This window comes from Longimicrobiaceae bacterium (assembly GCA_036375715.1).
GTDB lineage: Bacteria > Gemmatimonadota > Gemmatimonadetes > Longimicrobiales > Longimicrobiaceae > DASVBS01.
Genome location: DASVBS010000053.1, coordinates 114,949 through 132,328, shown reverse-complemented (window position 1 = coordinate 132,328; position 17,380 = coordinate 114,949). Strand labels below are relative to the sequence as shown.

The following is a 17,380-nucleotide window of genomic DNA, read 5'->3' as shown; positions in this document are numbered from 1 at the left end:
GCCGTGCCCACCGACCAGTGGTCCGCCCCTTGCGCCGCCGGCAGGCAGCCGCCGGCGCAGAAAAGGAGGAGCGGTGGAAGACTTCGGCAAGCCCAGCGAAGAAGCGGTGCGCTGCGAGGAGAGCGCTCGCCACGTGCTGCAGGCGTACCGCGAACGTCGTCGCCGCCGCCGGGCCGACGACAGCTACTTCGGCAGCGCCGCCGCCCTCCTGGAGCAGGTAGAGGAGGGGGTCGACGCGACTGACCTGGAGCGCCGCCGCAGCGAGATTCTCGAGGACGGGGGGGAGGCGGGGATGCCTCGCGACCTGGTCGAGCTCCTCTACGACATCGCGCGCGAGGAGGGGCTCGATCCCGGTCTCGCGCTGGAGCTGGTGAAGTCCGGCCTCGGCATCGTACCCCCAACGGAGGGGGTGAGCAACGAGAGCACCGAGCCCTCCTCCGATCCCTACCTTCCGCCCTGGATGTTCCCCCCGAGTCCGCCGGACCATCTGCTGCGGGAGCGCACCCTCCACATGTCTTTCCGGCGCCTCCGCTCCTTCCTGGAACGCTACCACGATATCGACGAAGCATTCCGGCAGTTCGCCGCCGAGCCCGATGTCGGACATGTGGGGTACTGAACGGCCGATGCAGAGAATTACGACTATGTACCCCCGGGCGTTGGCAGAGGAATGACGGAATTAGAGGAGCGAGCGCAAGGTTTCGCGGAGCTGGGGCTCGGAGACGGTCTCCGCCAGGCGCTCGATGCGCTGGGTTACGAGGAGCCGACCCCCATTCAGGTGGCCGCAATACCGCCGCTTCTGGCGGGCCGCGACGTGATCGGCAGCGCGGCCACGGGAACCGGGAAGACCGCCGCGTTCGCCCTCCCCATGCTGGAACGGATCGACCCGGGAGCAGAGGGTGTCCAGGCACTGATCCTGGCGCCTACACGGGAGCTCGCGGTTCAGGTGGCGGAGGCGATCCACAGCTACGGTCGGTCGCGAAACGTCAGCGTCCTCCCCATCTACGGCGGCCAGTCGATCGAGCGACAGCTCAACGCGCTGAAGCGCGGGGTGCAGGTGGTCGTGGGTACACCGGGCCGCGTGCTCGACCATATCCGGCGCCGGAGCCTGGATCTCTCGCGCGTGTGGTATGCGGTTCTCGACGAGGCCGACGAGATGCTGGATATGGGCTTCATCGAGGAGATCGAAGCCATTCTCGCCGAGACGCCGCCCGAGCGGCAGACCGCCTTATTCTCCGCCACTTTCCCGCCGCGCATCCGCGAGCTGGCAGAGCGCCACCTGTCCGATCCCGTGCGCGTCGCGGTGCGACCGCCACGGCTCGACACGCCGCAGGTGCGGCAGGTGGCTTACGTCGTGCCGCGGGCCCACAAACTCGAAGCTCTGGCGCGTATCCTGGACCTGGAGGCCCCAGGCTCCGCCATCGTCTTCTGCCGCACCCGAACCGAGGTGGATGAGCTCACCGAGGCGCTCGCGTTGCGAGGGTATCGTCCCGAAGCGCTACACGGTGGTCTCAACCAGGGACAGCGGGATCGGGTGATGGGTCGCTTCCGCGAGGGGGTCGCCGACCTGCTGATCGCCACCGACGTTGCCGCCCGGGGTCTGGACGTGGAGCACGTCACGCACGTGGTGAACTACGACATCCCCCAGTCGCCGGAAGCCTATGTGCACCGGATCGGTCGGACCGGCCGGGCGGGGCGAAGCGGCGTGGCAATCACCCTCGTACAGCCGCGAGAGCATCGGCTGCTGAAGTCGATCGAGCGGGTGGTGCGCCAGCGGATCCAGCCCGAACGCATTCCCACCGTGGCGGACCTGAAGGCGCGGCGGCTGGAGTTGCTGCGCGCGGACCTACGGGAGACGCTGGTGGAGGGCGATTTCGACCGCTACCGCGTGGTGGTGGAGTCGCTTGCGGACCAGTTCGATCCGTTGGATATCGCTGCCGCGGCCGCCAGGCTGGCGCTCGAGGCCACTCGCGGAGAGTCCGCGCTCGAGGAGCAGGGGGATCTACCGCATTGGGAGCCGGTGGAAGAGCGCATCCGCGACGAAGGATGCGGGCCGCGCAAGCGCCGGGATCGTGCCGAGGCGCCGAGCGGGCGCTCCCGGACCGGCGAGGCCAGCGGTCGCCTCTTCGTCGGAATGGGCCGACGGCGTGGCCTCAGGCCGGGTGACCTCGTCGGTGCGATCGTCAACGAAGCGCGCATCCCGGCCTCTGCCATCGGCGCGATCGAGATCGCCGACCAGTTCTCGCTGGTGGAGGTCTCCGAGAGCTACGTGGACCGCGTGATCCAGGCGCTCTCCCGGGCCTCGCTCAAGGGCAGGCGGGTCGGCGTACGCCGTGCGCGCGACTAGCGGGTCCGCTAGTGGGGGGCCTCATCGCTACTCCGCCCGAATCGCCAGTCGACTCCGCCGGTATCGCCGTCGCTCTCAGGCGCCCACCGGAAGAGACCGGCGGAGGAGCTCGTTCACGGCGCGCTCGCCCTCCTCGGCCAGGTCGACGGAGAAGTCGTTGACGTAGAGGTCGATGTGCTGGCGCATCACCGCAGGCTCCATCTCCTGGGCGTGGAGCGCCACGTACTCCTCGGAGGCCTGCGGATTTCGGAAGGCGTACTCCACCGAAGCGCGGATTGCGCTCTCCAGCTGGTGAATGGTCTCCTCGCCGAGCGCCGTGCGCGCGACGATGCCGCCCAGCGGAATGGGAGCGCCGGTCGCCTCCTCCCACCACTCCCCCAGGTCGACCACCTTCACCAGTCCGTACCGTGGATAGGTGAAGCGTGATTCGTGGATGATCAGCCCGGCGTCCACCTCGCCGCGCTCCACGGCGGGCATGATCTCGCTGTACACCATCTCCCGGCCTTCCGGGAACTCCGGGCCGAAAAGTCGAAGCAGGAGGTTGGCGGTGGTCATGCGCCCGGGGACGGCAATGGTCGCGCTGGTGAGATCCTCCCGCGTCAACCGCTCGCGGGCGACCAGGAGCGGTCCGCACCCACGCCCCAGCGCCCCCCCGCTGCGCAGCAGCGTGTAGCGCCCTTGCAGGTACGGAAGAGCCCCGTAGGAGACCTTGGTGACGTCGAGCCGCTCCTCTACCGCCAGGCGGTTGAGCGTCTCCACGTCCTCGAGCCGCGGCCGGAGCGGAATCCCTTCGAGGGGCACGAGCCCCGTGACCAGAGCGTGGAAGATGAAAGTGTCGTTGGGGCAGGGGGAAAACCCCAGAGTGAGCTCGTTCACAACCTATCGAACGAACGGCTCAGTCCGGCTCGTCGCCGCTGAGAAAGGCGGCCGCCGGAGCCTGGAAGCCGAGGATGTCGGGATCGAATCGCGCCGGGTCCTGGCGATATTCCTCTGACCATCGGGGGTACGGGGGCAGGTCCAGCTCCTCGTAGAGCTCCACGGCGAGCTGTCGCGCGAGCGGTACGATCGCCCTGGAAAGTGGCCCCGCCCCGAACTCGTCCTGTGCGAGCCGGTCCGCCCGCTGCCAGAGCTCTTCGGGAGACAGCTCTAGCAGGCGCCGGGCGACCTGCGCCGAGCACCAGTCGACGTAACGAACCCAGAGCGAGCCGTGCGCCGCGTCCGGTGGGGACATCGCTCACCCGTTCGGGGAAGCGCGGCGGGGCCCGAAGGCCCCGCAGGAAACAGTAGTATTGTACGAAGAAAAAAAGGGTGGGTCAACGACGCCATCACCGCGGGGCTGCCGGCGAGAGCTCTTCCAGGAGCGTTTCGAAAATTGCCGAACGGGTCATCCCGTACATCACGATGCGCTCCATGAGATCCGGCCGACTGCGCTGGACCTCCTCGATTTCCTCCGCCAGGGTGAAGGGGAGGTCCTTCAGCGTGAGGGATACATCGACGCGCCGAGCGTGCAGCGATTCCGGTCTTTTCACAGCGAGCCTCGGGAGCAGGGGGCGGGATAGGATACCTGGCTTCGATAGGCGGCATTCCGTGCCGGGGTGGACCAGTATAGAACCCACCTCCCAGGGTGTCAACCCCAAGTTAAGTGCTTTATTGGCAATAGCTTACGCGCAAGCCGTTACCGTCTCGTGACTTACGTCCGAGGGCTAGAATCGATCCGAAGAGGGAGGTCCGAAGGGGATGTCGGAGGGGGGTCTGAAGTGACTCCAAACGAGGGGTGGGGCGACAGGAAATCGCAATTTTCGGACCCTCGGGGGAGTCTCCCGAGACGGTTGGCGGAATACCTTCCGAGGTGGGCGGGCGACGCTGGCGAAATCGCTTGCCTCGACCGCAGACAGGATGAAGCCCCCGGACATCACACGCGATATCCGGGGGCTTCATTCGCTGGCGGAACTTGGGGATCCTCTCGTCGAACTCACCCAGCGGTGAGCTCTTCGAATCGGTTCGGCGTCTCCCGCGTGCGGGGACTCGGATCCGCTTGGTCCTTTCACCCTTCCGGGAAACCCCGGTCGGTTCGCCCCGAAGCTTCTGGGGGCATCGGCTACGGCCAGCGACCTCGTAGCCGTCTCGCTCGGGCCGAACTCCCTTGCGAGCCACCCGAGAACGGCGTCCCGCTCTCGAGCCTTCGATGGCCACCCGCGCCCGAAGGCTCGCGCGACCATCTGAACCCCACTCTAATACGGGATTTCGGGGAGTCAACGGGTTCGTGATCTGTTCGGGAGGCCGGGATGAATTACGAATTACGAATTACGCGTGTGTTGCCATCCTGGGCGAAACGAAGCATCCCTCGCAGGCGCTGGTATTCAGCGAAGTCCTTCGCCGCTCAGGAGGGGGGGTCGGGGGCCAGGGCACAGTAATTCGTAATTCGTAATTCATCCCGAGACCTCCACCACTTTCCCGCCTGCAACAACAAAGACGCGGTCGCCGGGCGCGGGGCGGATGTCTCCGCCGCCGGTGAAGTCGCCGAAGGCGGGGAGGATTCCGCCATGCGGGCCGAACCAGAAGCAGGTGAGTCGCTGACGCTGGCGGGCGGGCCCGATCAGGCGGACCACGGGGTGCACGTGCCCCGCGAGCCCGTAGAGCCCGTCTCCCGCTGCAGGATGATGGGCGAGCAGGAACGGCCCCTCCTCCACCGGCTCGTTCACACACTCGATGCCCAGCTCCGGGGGCGGGTCCCCCGCGGCGCGGTCGTGGTTTCCCCGGATCAGGATCAGCTCGAGCTCCGGGTGCCGTTCGCGCCAGCGCTGCAGCGTCGCGAGCGTGGCCGGGGCCCGACCGCTTCGCGCGTGCAGGAAGTCACCGAGAAAGAGAATGCGCGTCGCGCCGCTCTCCCCGACCGCCCCGGTCAGTCGTCGCAGACCCTCACCGGTGGTTCCGCCCGGCACCGGGATCCCCCCGGCGCGAAATGCCGCGGCCTTCCCCCAGTGGGCATCGGCGAGCAGCAGGGTCCGGCGCCGCTCCCAGTAAGCCACTCGCTCGGGGAGCAGCCACAGCACCTCGCCCGCGAGCTCGAGGCGAGCGACACGGTCGCGCGTCATCCCGCCTCCCGCTCCAGGGCCAGCTGCATCCGCCGGATGCGATCGCCGAGCGATTCGGAGGAAACCCGTTCCCGGGTGCGGTCGACCAGGAGGGGAAAGGCCAGCGGGGGCGTGCGTCGCGGCTCGGTCACGATCACCTCGGCGTGGGAAAGCCGCTCCAGGGCGCGGCCCAGCCGACTGCTCTCGAGCTGACGCTCCAGTACCTCTCGGTGCGCCTGGGACAGCAACAGATTCTCGGGGTCGTAGCGCTGGAAGACGTCGAAGAAGAGACCGCTGGAGGCCTGGAGCTGCCGCGCGCTCTTGGGCGCTCCGGGATAGCCGGCGAAGACGAGCCCGGCCACCCGGGCGATCTCCCGGAACTGCCGTCTGGCCATCTCCGTGGCGTTGAGGGAGGCGGGCACGTCTTCGAACAGGTTGTGGGGACTCAGCAGACCCTTCTCCAGCGCTTCCCCCAGTGGTGCCGGTTCGGGTGAGAGAAGCTCGAAGCCCCAGTCGTTGGCGGCCAGCGTGAAGGTGATCGGCTTCAGCCGCGAGATCCGGTAGGCGAAGAGGGCCGCCATTCCTTCGTGCACCAGGCGGCCCTCGACGGGGAAGAAGTAGAGGTGATGCCCCTCCCGCGAGCGCACCCGCTCGATCAGGAACTGGTCGGCGCGCGGGATGCGGGACCACCGCCCCTGGATCTCGAGTAGCGGCCGAATCGCCTCCATCTCGGCACCGCGATAGATGCCCCGCGCCGCTTCCTCCAGTCGCTCGCGGAGGAGGGCCGCAAGGTCGGCGGAGAGGGGAAGTCGGCTTCCCATCCACCGCGGAATGGCTCCTTTGCTGCTGGGTGCTCGCCGCACCCAGGCCTTCATGTCTCGCACCCGCACGAACTCCAGCGCCTTGCCGGAGAAGATGAAGCGGTCACCCGGCTTGAGGCGCGCGATGAAGGACTCTTCCACCGTGCCCAGACGCGGTCCTTTGAGGTACTGCACCGTGATGTGCGCATCCGCGACGATGGTCCCGATCGCCATCCGGTGCCGTCGCGCCACCTGCCGGTCCTCCACCACGAAACGTCCGTCGCGCTCCACCACCCGGGAGTACTCGGGGTACGCCTGCAGCGCCGCGCCCCCACGGGTGATGAAGTCCAGCGCCCACTGCCACTCGTCATCCCGCAAGTCCGCGTAGGCGTGGGTAGTCCGCACCTCGGCCAGCATCTCGTCGCGCCGGAAGCCGCCGCCCAGCGCCACCGTCACGAGGTGCTGCACCAGCACGTCCAGCGGCCGTTCCACCGGCAGCCGCGACTCCACGGCCCCGGACTCGATTCCGTCCCGGGCGGCGGCGACCTCGATCAACTCCAGCGCCATGGTAGGAACGCAGGTGACACGACTCACCGCCCCCGGTCGATGGCCGCTGCGTCCGGCGCGCTGCAGCAGACGTGCGATCCCCTTGGGGCTCCCTATCTGGAGCACTCGATCGACCGGAGAGAAGTCGACGCCCAGATCGAGGCTGGAGGTCGCCACCACGCAGCGGAGAGTGCCTCGCCGCAGCCCGTCCTCGACCCAATCGCGTGTCTTGCGCTCCAGCGAGCCGTGATGCAGCGCAATCACGCCAGCCCACTGCGGCCGCGCGGCGAGGATCGCCTGATACCAGATCTCCGTCTGTGAGCGGGTGTTGGTGAAGACGATCGCGGTCTCACCCTCCTCGATCGCCTCGAGCACCTGAGGGAGCATCTGGGTTCCCAGGTGTCCGGCCCAGGGAAAGCGATCGATCGTCGGCGGGATGAGGCTGTCGACCACGACCTCCTTGGGGTCGACTCCGCGGACGATCCGCCACGGCCGACGGGTATACGCGCCGAGCAGCGTTCCGGCCGCCTCGTCCAGATTGCCGATGGTGGCGGACAGGCCCCACGTGCGCAGCTCCGGCTGTACGGCCCGCAGGCGGGCGAGGGCGAGCTCGAGCAGCACCCCGCGCTTCGTTCCCATGAGCTCGTGCCATTCGTCCACCACCACCAGCCGCAGCTCGGGAAAGAGGAGACCCGAGTCCTCCCATGAGAGGAGAAGGGAGAGGCTCTCGGGGGTGGTGACCAGAGCGGTAGGCAGGCGTTGTCGCTGCCGCGCGCGAACGCTCTCGGGGGTGTCTCCCGTGCGGGTCTCGAGCGTCCAGGGGATCCCGAGGTCGATCAGCGGCCGCTGGAGCGCTTCGGCGGTATCGGTGGCGAGCGCGCGGAGTGGCGTGATCCACAGGACGCGGAGCGGGGGAGCGCCGGCACGCCCTCGTCTGCGCGGGGCGGCCGTTCCCGCCGTCTCCTCCATCCATTCGAGCAGCGGGCCGATCCAGGCCGCCAGCGTCTTCCCCGTTCCCGTGGCGGCGTGCACCAGGCCACTCTCGCCCGCCCGGTAGGCGGACCAGACTTCGCGCTGGTAATCGAATGGCCGCCGGCCGAGGGACGCGAACCAGCGGTCGGTGCGAAGGATGGGATCGGAGCGCGTCATCTCCCCATCAACTCCCACAGGGTCTCCAGCGTATCTGCCTCGGCGGCCGGTTTGTCCGTGCGCCAGCGCGCGATGCGGGGGAAGCGCACCGCCACCCCTGAGCGATGTCGCGGCGAAGGCTGGATCCCCTCGAAGGCGAGCTCGAACACCTGCTCGGGGACTACCGCGCGCACGGGTCCGTAACGTTCCACCGTATGGCGTCGGATCCAGCTGTCCAGCCGACGGATCTCCGCGTCGGTCAGGCCCGAGTAGGCTTTGGCAAAGGGAACGAGCTCCCCTTCGTGCCAGACGGCGAAGGTGTAGTCGGTGAAGAGCGAAGCGCGCCGTCCGTGACCCGGCTGGGCGTAGATCATGACCGCGTCTACGGTGAAGGGCTCCACCTTCCACTTCCACCAGGACCCCCGGCGACGGCCCACCCCGTAGGCGCTGTCGCGTCGCTTCAGCATCAGACCCTCGGCGGAGCGCTCGCGGGCACGTGAATACGCCGCTCGGACCTCCTCCCAATCGCTGGCCTCCACCACGGGGGAGAGCCGGAAGCGACGAGCGAGCGCGGCGCTGTTCAGCAGGTGCACGAGGCGGTCGCGGCGCTCGGCCAGGGGGCGATCCCGCAGGTCGATTCCGCCCTGTTCCAGCAGGTCATAGGCGACCAGCACCACCGGTATCTCGGAGAGGATCTTCGGTCCCAGCTTCTTGCGCCCGATGCGGCGCTGGAGCCGGGCAAAAGGGAGCGGCGAGCCGTCCGCCCAGGGCAGGATCTCTCCGTCGAGTACCGTGCCCTCCGGGAGGAGCGCCGCCGCCTCGGCCAGTTCGGGGAAGCGATCGGTGACCAGCTCCTCCCCGCGCGACCAGATGTAGGTGCTCCCGGCGCGCCGGATGAGCTGGGCGCGGATTCCATCCCACTTCCATTCGATTTGCCAGTCCGCGGCGGCGCCCAGAGCCTCCACCTCACCCTCCAGCGCATAGGCCAGGAAGAAGGGGTACGGGCGGGAGAGGTCGGTATCCCCCGCCTCGGCCGAGAGAAGGCCGCGGAAGGCCTCGGCGGTCGGCTCCCAGCGGCCCATCAGGCGGTGGGCCACCGCCGGCTCGTCGGCGTTGCCGGCGCTGGCCAGCGCGCGGATCACCAGGCTCTGCGAGACTCCCACGCGGAACGCGCCGGTGATCAGCTTGTTCCAGACGAAGCGCTCCATCGCCCCCAGCGTGCTCCACGCGTCGAGGATGACCGCCCGCTGCGTCTCTTCATCCTCACCGGCCAGCGGGAGGAGGCGCTGCTCGACCCAGTGGTGCAGGGGGAGGTCGACGGCCGCCGCCGGATCGGGATCCGGGAGGAGGAGGGCGATCGTCTCCGCCAGGTCGCCCACGGCGTGGTAGCCCTCCTCGAAGAGCCAGTCAGGGATCGCTGCCGCCTCCATCGCCCAGGCCGCTAGCCGCCGCACCGGGATGAGGCGCTTGGGGCGGTTGCCGCAGAGGAAGTGGACGGCCCACGCCGCGTCCGCCGGATCGGCCTCGGAGAAGTACTCGACCATGGACGCCACCTTAGCGTTCGTCCGCGTGGTGGCGTCCAGCTCCGCGTAGAGACGCGCGAAGCGCTTCATTCCTCGGTCTCCGCGCTCGCTTCGGCCTCGTCGTCCACGCCGGGCGCGGCGGAGGACTCGGTGTCCAGCTCTCCCTCCCAGCGGCTGGCGACCGCCTCCGCCTCCAGCCCCTGCTCGCGCAGCCAGCGTACGACCGGCTCACGATAGCCGTGGGTGACCCAGACCCGTTCCGCGCCGGTGGCCTCGATCGCCCGCAAAAGCGAAGGCCAGTCGACGTGGTCAGACAGGGTGAAGCCGCGGTCGAGGGCGCGGCGCCGACGCGCCCCGCGGATGCGCATCCACCCCGAGGCGAAGGCGGTGGAGGGGGAGCCGAATCGCCGGAGCCAGGGAGAGCCGAGCGCGGAGGGAGGGGCGACGATGAGCGCCCCCGCCCAGGACTCTCCGCGCGCTCGACGGAGTGCGTACGTGGTGTGCGGGAGGGGGATGCCGCTCTCCCGGTAGGCCTGGTTGAGGCGCTCGACCGCCCCGTGCGTGTAGATGGGGCCGATCCCCGCGTCGGCGAGGCCGGCCAGGAGGCGCTGGGCTTTGCCCAGGGCGTAGGCGAGCAGGACACAGGCGCGCCCCTCCGCGCGGTTCTGGCGCCACCAGGCGCGGATCTCGGCGAAGGTCTTCGCCTGGGGAGCCCAGCGATAGATGGGGAGGCCGAAGGTCGACTCGGTGACGAAGGTGTGACAGCGAATCGGCTCGAAGGGGGTACAGGTCGGGTCCGGCTCCGTCTTGTAATCACCGCTCACCACCCAGACCTCCCCGCGATACTCGATGCGCACCTGAGCGGAGCCGAGGATGTGTCCCGCGGGATGGAGGGAGATCCGCACCCCGTTCCTTTCGATCGTCTCGCCGTACGGGAGGGTGCGGATGGGGGCGTCGTCCCCCAGGCGGGTGCGCAGGACGCGCTCTCCCTCCCGCGCGGCGAGGTAGAGGCGCGAGCCCCAGCGGGCGTGGTCCCCGTGGGCGTGGGTGATGACCGCCCGGTCGACCGCTTCCCACGGATCGATGTAGAAGTCGCCCGCCTCGCAGTAGAGGCCCTGGTCGGTGACGCGGAGGAGCATGGGTTTCGGAGTTCTTGCAACCGCTGAACCACGTCGGAGGCGCGAGTTCCCAGGGATCAACCGCAGAGTTCCAAGCAACCACAGAGCAACCACAGAGAAAACAGAGAGGCACAGAGGAAGCCCCAGCCAGAATCTTACTTCTCACCTGAGCTTACGTTTCCCGACTGTGGTAAGGTGCGGTCTTCTCTGACCGGTCGGGATCTCTAGCCAAACAAATCGATTCTCCGACCTTCCTCTGTGACCTCCGTGTTTTCCTCTGTGCCCTCCGCGGTTCATCCCTACGGCGCGGAGCTTGCTTTCGGTTTTTATTCGGGTTAATGTGTGTGGGCGAGGCTCCCCCCCGCGGGAGCCTTCGCTGTCCCCAACGGTTGAGGTTCTTCCACCGATGTCGCAGGTCGCCGCCCTCCGCGGGGTCATCGAACAGCGCTTCCCGAGCGCGGTCCCTTCCGTATACCAGACGACTCCGGGGGTGCCCACCGGTCTGGCGACGCTGGATGCGGCGCTACCGAACGGCGGGTTGCCCAGGGGGCGGCTCTGTGTCTGGGAGCCGGGAGTGGGTGCGGGTGCGGTGCTGCGGCGCGCCTGTGCGGCGGCGCGGGAGCGAGGGGAGCGCGCCGCCTGGATCGACGCCCTGGGAACGGTCTCGGGGGAGATCCCTCACACGGGCGCGGTGCTGGTGCGGCCGGAGAACCCCATCAGCGCACTGGTCTGCGCAGAGGAGCTGGTGCGCTCCGGCGGATTCGCCCTGGTGGTGCTGGCGGGGGCGACCAGCCGGGGAAGCGCGCGGGTCCGTCTGACGCGCTGCGTGCGCGAGGGGGGAACGGCGCTGGTGGAGCTCTCCCGCGAGACGCACATGGCCGCGATCCGCTTCCATTCCACGCTGGTCCCGGGAGGGCTGCGGTGGAGATGCAATCACCTGGGCGAGCCGGTGCGGCTCGCCGCCGTCACCGTGCGGGTCCAGGCTTCCGCCCTGGGGTGGAGCCGAGAGCTGGAGCTGGTCCTGCCTGTTCATGCCCATGCGTTACGTCTGTCTCTGGAGCCCTCGCTGGTCGATCGGCGAGGTGCCGCTCGCTGAGATCGCCCGATCCCTGCTGACGGAGGCGCCCCGGGTGGCCCTGGAGGAGAGCCGCGGGGTGATCTGGGCCGATGGCCGGGGGATGGATGCCCCTCGCCTGGCGCACCGGCTGCTCGCCCTCCTCGACCGGGAGGAGAGAGGCGAAGCCCACGCCGGCATCTCCGCGGTGCCGATCGCCGCTGAGCTGGCCGCCCGCACCGGCGAGAGCTCTCTCACCGTGGTCGACGCGGGGGCGGCGCGGCGCTTCCTTGCGCCTCTCCCTCTCCATCTGCTTGGCCCCGATCCGATCCTGCTGCCGCTCCTGGAAGGGGTCGGGCTGGAGCGTTGCGGCGAGCTGGCGGCACTGACACGCGAGGCGGTGGAAGTGCGTTTGGGTCCGGAGGGGGTGCGGCTCTGGAAGCTCGCGCGGGCGGACGACTCGCGTCTTCTCTTCCGGCCCATTCCCCCGGAGCGGCCGCACGCCTCGATCGAGTTCCTCGATTACCAGGTGACGGAGGCCGGGCGTCTCCTCTTCACTGCCAACGCCCTGCTCCAGGCCGTCTGTGAAACGCTGCGGGTGCGGGGTGAGCGTGCCCGCGCACTCCGGCTCTCGCTCTTCCTCGGCAGCGGATCGGTACTGCGGCGGGAGCTACGCTGCTCCCGCCCCACGGCGCAGCGCGGCCCCTGGCTCGATCGCATCCGCGACGAGCTGGAGCGCATCTCCCTCCCCGATACCGTCACCGGGGTCCTGCTGGAATCGGTGGGGGAGGAGCCGATCTCGGCAACCCAGGGGGACCTCTTCGACCGCGGCTTCGCCACCGCCGGCGCGGTGGAGGAGGCGGTGGCGCGTCTCACGGACACGCTAGGGGTCCACTTCATGGAAGTGGAGCGGAACGAGCACCCGCTGGCGGAGGCGCGCACTCGCTGGCAGGTGCGCGAGACGGCGGAGGTGGCGGCGAGCGGGATGAGGACGGCGGAGGAGACGAGCGCGGAGACCCCTGTGCTCGCGTTGCAGCTCCTTCCTTCGCCGCGCGCAGTGGAGGTACGCACGCGACCGCGGCGAGACCATCACCTCCCCACTCAGTATCGAGAGGGGAGGGAGTGGGTGGAGATCGTCCAGGCCGCCGGTCCCGACCGGGTCTCCGGCGGTTACGCGGGTGAGGCCTTTGCCCGCGAGTACTTCCGCTGCGTCACCGCCGATGGACGGCTGCTCTGGTTGTACCACGACGGGCTCACCGGGAGCTGGCATCTACACGGGTGGTGGGATTGACCTCCCCCCACCCTCCTGAGCTGTTCTGCGGGAGGAGATCGCCATGTTCGTGGAGCTGAAAGCCCGTTCCGCCTACTCCTTCGGGGATGGCACGGCCGCGCCGGAGCGGATCATGGAGCGGGCGGCCGAGCTCGGATATTCGGCGCTGGGCCTCTGCGACGAGACCGACCTGGGCGGGGTGATCCGCTTTGCCCTGGCGGGGGAGGCCCACGGGATCAAGCCGATCGTGGGCGCGGAGCTGAAGGTGGATGGGCGGCCCGCCACCTTTCTCGCTCGCGACGCACAGGGCTTCCGCAACCTTTCGGGGCTGGTCACCGCTGCGCGCCTGGGAAACGAGCGTGGGCGCCCGGGAATCGCCTTCGAGCAGCTCGTCGCTCGCTCCACGGGACTGCATGCCCTCACCGGGCCCGCCTCCGGCCCGCTGGCCAGCCTGGTCAGAGAGGGGCGGATCCTCGAAGCGCACCTCCTGCTCGAGCACTGGCGCGAGGTCTTTGGCGAACGTCTCGCCGTGGAGGTCCAGTTCCACCATGTCTCGGGAGAGGAGGCCGAGCTCGCCGAAGCACTCATCGAGCTGGCGGCGAAGGCAGGTGTTCCCTGGGTGGCGAGCAACGAGCCTCGCTACCTGGACATGGACGGCCGGCGCGTGCACGACTTCTTCACCGCGCTGCGCGCGGGCGTCGATTACGAGACCGCTCTGCGGCGAGGACTCCTCCTCCCCAACGGTGAGTGGCGGCTGAAAAGCCCCGCGGAGATGGCGCTGCTCTGGAAGGGACGGGAAGCGGGGTTGGAGGAGAGCCTCCGCATTGCCGACGCCTGTTCGTTTTCTCTACGCTGGCTGCGCCCTCCACTTCCCGCCTTCCCCACCCCCGAGGGCCAGAGCGAAGCGGCCTATCTGCGCGAGCTCGCTTATGCCGGGGCGGTGAAGCGCTGGGGCCGCCTGAGGGAGCGTGAGCGCGCCCAGATCGAGCACGAGCTCCAGGTCATCGAGCAGCTCGGCTTCTGCGGCTTCTTCCTCATCATGTGGGACGCGGTGCGCTTCGCCCGCGAGCACAACATCCTCTGCCAGGGACGGGGGAGCGCCGCGAACTCGGCAGTCGCTTACTGCCTGGAGATCACCGCGGTCGATCCGGTGCGGTATGGGCTTCTCTTCGAGCGCTTCCTCTCCCCCGCCCGGACCGACGGGCTCACCGAAGCGCCCGACATCGATGTGGACTTCGAGATGCACCGGCGCGAGGAGGTTCTGGATTACGTATACGGACGCTACACCCGGGAGCACGCCGCCATCACCGCCGTCACCCAGGAGTTCCACGCTCCCGGGGCCCTGCAGGACATGATGCGTGCCCTGGGTTACCCCGCCGAGCTCGCCTTCCGCCTCTCCAAGCGAATGCACAGGGTGGAACCCTCGGAGGGAGCCCGGATGCTCGTCGACGGGCTGGCCCGAAGTCAGGGACTGAATCTCGACACCCCGCGCGGACGCGCCCTGCTCGCCGCCATGCGGGCGCTGGATGGCGTGCCGCGCATGCGCTCCACCCATCCTGGGGGCTTCGTGCTCGGCGCCGAACCCCTCGGCGAATTCCTCGCCATCGAGCGCACCACCATGGGCCGGACGATCCTCCAGTTCGACAAGGACGACCTGGACGTCGCGGGGGTGCCGAAGTTCGACTTCCTGGGCCTCGGGGGGCTCACCGCGACAAGGCTGGCCTTCGACGCCATCGAGCAGCGCACCGGCAAGAGGTTGGAGATGTACTCCCTCCCCGCGGAGGACCGCGCGACCTACGAGATGATCGCTCGCGGGGACACGGTCGGGACCTTCCAGATCGAGAGCCGTGCCCAGATCCAGTCGCTGGTCCTCACCAAGCCGGAGAAGCTCTACGACCTGGTCGTGCAGGTGGCGCTCATCCGTCCCGGTCCCATCCAGGCCGACTTCGTCCATCCCTACACCCGGCGCCGGCGCGGGCTGGAGAAGCCGGAGTATCGTCACCCGGCGCTGGAGCCGATCCTGCGCCGCACGCAGGGGATTCCCATCTTCCAGGAGCAGGCGATGGCCATTGCCATGGCGCTCGGCGGCTTCACCGCTGCGGAGGCGGACGAGCTGCGCCGCACCATGGGTCACCAGCGCAAGCTCCCCAAGCTGCAGGCCGCGCTCGAGAAGCTCCGGCTACGGATGATCGAGCGGGGGGTGGAAGAGGAGACGGCGGAGCAGATCGTCAACGACTTCCGCACCTTTGCCAATTACGGTTTCCCGGAGAGCCACGCCTGGAGCTTCGCTCTCATTGCCTACGCCACGGCCTATCTGCACGCGCACTATCCCGCGGAGTTCCTGCTGGGGCTGCTCAACGCCTGGCCGATGGGGTTCTATCCTCCCGCCACCCTGGTGCACGACGCCCGGCGTCACGGAGTGGAGGTGCGGCAGCCCTGCCTGAAGGTGGGGGCTTGGGATTGTACGCTGGAGGAGACGGCCGACCCCGCCAAGCCCGCGGTGCGCATCGGCTGGCGGCACGTGCGGGGGATGGGGGAGCGCACCCGTGAGCGGCTACAGCAGGCTCGCCAGGAAGGACCGTTCCGTTCGGTGGAAGACGTGGTCCGGCGCGCCAGGCTCACCCGCTCGGAAGCGCTGCACCTGGCGCGCGCCGGGGCGTTCGAAGCCTTCGAGCCGGGGCGACGCAGGGCGGCGTGGGAGGCGCTCCGCGCCAGCGGAGACGTTCTCCCCCTCGCCCCCGCTCGACGGCTTCCCTTCGACCCCGCGGAGCTGGAGGGGGATGAGCTCGTCTTTCTCGATTACCTGGCGACGGGGATCTGCACCCACGGCCACCCCATCGAGCACCTGCGCGAGCGCCTGAAAGCGGCCGGTGTGGCCTCGGTGCGCGATCTCGACGACTGGGAGCAGGGGAGCAGCGTGCTGGTCGCGGGGCTGGTGGTGGCGCGCCAGCACCCCGAAACCGCCAAGGGCACGGTCTTCCTCCTGCTGGAGGATGAGTTCGGCTTCATCAACGTGATCGTCCCTCCCAAGCTCTACAAGAAGAACGTGGAGACGGTGAAGTACTCCCCCTTCCTCATGGTGGAAGGGCGCTTCGAGTCGGAAGGGATGGTCAAGAACGTGGTGGGCTTTCGCTTCCGGCAGCTCCACGCCGGGGAGCTGGTCTACCATTCACGGGACTTCCGCTGAGTCCCGCCGGACGGCTCCGGCCAGGGCGGTGGCGGGCTTCGGTCCCCGCATGTACCGCCAGATCCCGAAGACCATCAATAGCCCGACGGAAAGATAGATCATCGACGTGGCACTGATACTCCCGCCCATTCCGTAGCGCTCCGACATCGCTCCGATGGCCACCGGCGCCACGCCTCCGCCCAGCCATCCGATCGAGTTCATCAAGCCCAGAGCGGAGGCACGGAAGCGCGGCCGGACCACGTCGTACAGCGACGCCCAGATGTTGGCGTCGTACATCCCCTTGAAGTACCCGAACCCGGCCAGTGCCAGGATCAGCACCGGCACCGACAGAGTCCATCCGCTCAGGAAGATGAAGGGCATACCCAGGAAGAGGCCCAGTGCCTGGGTCATCATCCGTCCGCCGCGGTAACGGCGGGCGAGCCGGTCGGCCAGGATCCCGCCGGAGAGCACTCCCAGGACCGAGGCGATCTGCAGGTAGGCGGTGGCGCTGAACCCGGCCATCGCCAGGGTCATCCCGAAGCGGTCGAACAGGAACGAGGGCATCCAGGAGAGGAAGATCATCGCGACGAAGTTGGCGCCCACGAAGACCAGGGTGAGGATCACAACCATGGGCGCCGAATAGATCGTTCGCAGCGTCTCCCCCACCCCCGCCCGACCTTCCGCTGAAGCTTCCTCAGGGTTCTCCTCCGCCGCTCCCCGCACCGGCTCGCGCAGGAAGAAGCCGAGCGCGATCGCCAGCAGCACGCCCAGCGTGCCGAAGAGGTAGAAGCCCGATCGCCAGCCGTAGATCTGGCCCATCAGACCGGCGAAGGTGCCGCCGGCAATCGTGCCGGCATAGACGCTCGACTGGTGGATCGACATTGCCCGCGAGCGGGTGCGTGGACCGTGGTAGTCCGCCACCACCGACATCGCCGCCGGGAAGTAGAACGCCTCACCCAACCCCTCGAGCGCGCGGAAGAGGACCAGGTGCCAGTACTCCGTAGAGAGGGCTGTCGCCAGCGTGATCAGCGACCAGAACAGCAACCCGCCCAGGATCAGCGTCTTGCGGTTGAACCGGTCGCCGATCAGACCGGCGATGGGACCGAATGCCGCGTACACCCACATGAAGGATCCCGCGACGATCCCAAGCTGCACGTTGCTCAGTCCCATCTCCTCCCGCAGGAGGGGAAAGACGGAGAAGATCGCCTGGCGGTCGGCGTAGTTGAAGAAGCAGACCAGCCAGAGCATCCCCACGACGGCCCAGGGATACCGTCCCTGCCGCGCTGTCGTGCTCATGGGCGTGCCCATCGGCCAGCCTGTGCCGGATGACGCTGCTCGAGGTGGTCGAGGTGGCCTT

Annotated in this window: 13 protein-coding genes; 5 read left to right on the top strand and 8 right to left on the bottom strand. The window is 68.7% G+C overall.

Annotated features, from left to right (window positions below; genetic code table 11):
* The first annotated feature begins 73 nt into the window (after positions 1–73).
* Together VF167_10230 and VF167_10225 are read left to right on the top strand one after the other, a co-directional pair.
* Positions 74–616 (top strand): hypothetical protein, encoded by a 543-nt coding sequence (locus VF167_10230; GenBank protein HEX6925802.1) that lies wholly within the window; start codon positions 74–76, stop codon positions 614–616.
* Between the two features lie 51 nt (positions 617–667).
* Positions 668–2,344, top strand: a complete 1,677-nt coding sequence (locus VF167_10225; protein HEX6925801.1) for a DEAD/DEAH box helicase — start codon at positions 668–670, stop codon at positions 2,342–2,344.
* A gap of 75 nt (positions 2,345–2,419) precedes the next feature.
* Here VF167_10225 and VF167_10220 read toward each other — a convergent pair whose 3' ends face one another.
* The 7 genes from VF167_10220 to VF167_10190 form a co-directional block, all read right to left on the bottom strand.
* Complete coding sequence (locus tag VF167_10220; GenBank protein ID HEX6925800.1) at positions 2,420–3,220, bottom strand: 1,4-dihydroxy-6-naphthoate synthase; 801 nt, start codon at positions 3,218–3,220, stop codon at positions 2,420–2,422.
* A gap of 19 nt (positions 3,221–3,239) precedes the next feature.
* Positions 3,240–3,575, bottom strand: a complete 336-nt coding sequence (locus VF167_10215) for a hypothetical protein (GenBank protein ID HEX6925799.1) — start codon at positions 3,573–3,575, stop codon at positions 3,240–3,242.
* Positions 3,576–3,669: 94 nt separating this feature from the next.
* A complete protein-coding gene (locus VF167_10210) occupies positions 3,670–3,873 on the bottom strand; it encodes a hypothetical protein (GenBank protein ID HEX6925798.1) in 204 nt (67 codons plus the stop codon).
* Between the two features lie 900 nt (positions 3,874–4,773).
* Positions 4,774–5,439: a ligase-associated DNA damage response endonuclease PdeM gene (gene pdeM, locus VF167_10205; GenBank protein HEX6925797.1), complete on the bottom strand. Its 666-nt coding sequence runs from the start codon at positions 5,437–5,439 to the stop codon at positions 4,774–4,776.
* Entirely contained in the window at positions 5,436–7,913 is a 2,478-nt protein-coding gene (locus tag VF167_10200) for a ligase-associated DNA damage response DEXH box helicase (GenBank protein HEX6925796.1), read from the bottom strand. Before VF167_10200 ends, pdeM begins: the two co-directional genes overlap by 4 nt.
* Positions 7,910–9,505, bottom strand: a complete 1,596-nt coding sequence (locus VF167_10195) for an ATP-dependent DNA ligase (protein ID HEX6925795.1) — start codon at positions 9,503–9,505, stop codon at positions 7,910–7,912. The genes VF167_10200 and VF167_10195 overlap by 4 nt, the downstream gene beginning before the upstream one ends.
* Positions 9,502–10,554 carry a ligase-associated DNA damage response exonuclease gene (locus VF167_10190; GenBank protein HEX6925794.1) on the bottom strand — a complete coding sequence of 351 codons (1,053 nt, stop codon included), beginning with the start codon at positions 10,552–10,554 and terminating at the stop codon, positions 9,502–9,504. Before VF167_10190 ends, VF167_10195 begins: the two co-directional genes overlap by 4 nt.
* A gap of 385 nt (positions 10,555–10,939) precedes the next feature.
* Here VF167_10190 and VF167_10185 point away from each other — a divergent pair, with 385 nt between their 5' ends.
* Genes VF167_10185 through VF167_10175 form a run of 3 tightly spaced genes read left to right on the top strand, consistent with a single transcriptional unit; the run spans position 10,940 to position 16,044 of the window.
* The gene (locus VF167_10185) at positions 10,940–11,629 is read left to right on the top strand and encodes a hypothetical protein (GenBank protein HEX6925793.1); all 690 of its coding nucleotides are present in this window, start codon (positions 10,940–10,942) and stop codon (positions 11,627–11,629) included.
* A complete protein-coding gene (locus VF167_10180; protein HEX6925792.1) occupies positions 11,571–12,878 on the top strand; it encodes a hypothetical protein in 1,308 nt (435 codons plus the stop codon). Before VF167_10185 ends, VF167_10180 begins: the two co-directional genes overlap by 59 nt.
* Positions 12,879–12,921: 43 nt before the next feature.
* Complete coding sequence (locus VF167_10175; GenBank protein HEX6925791.1) at positions 12,922–16,044, top strand: error-prone DNA polymerase; 3,123 nt, start codon at positions 12,922–12,924, stop codon at positions 16,042–16,044.
* On the opposite strand, the gene VF167_10170 is transcribed toward VF167_10175, so the two are convergent.
* Entirely contained in the window at positions 16,027–17,319 is a 1,293-nt protein-coding gene (locus tag VF167_10170; GenBank protein ID HEX6925790.1) for an MFS transporter, read from the bottom strand. The two genes, VF167_10175 and VF167_10170, sit on opposite strands and share 18 nt — an antisense overlap.
* Positions 17,320–17,380 lie beyond the last annotated feature (61 nt).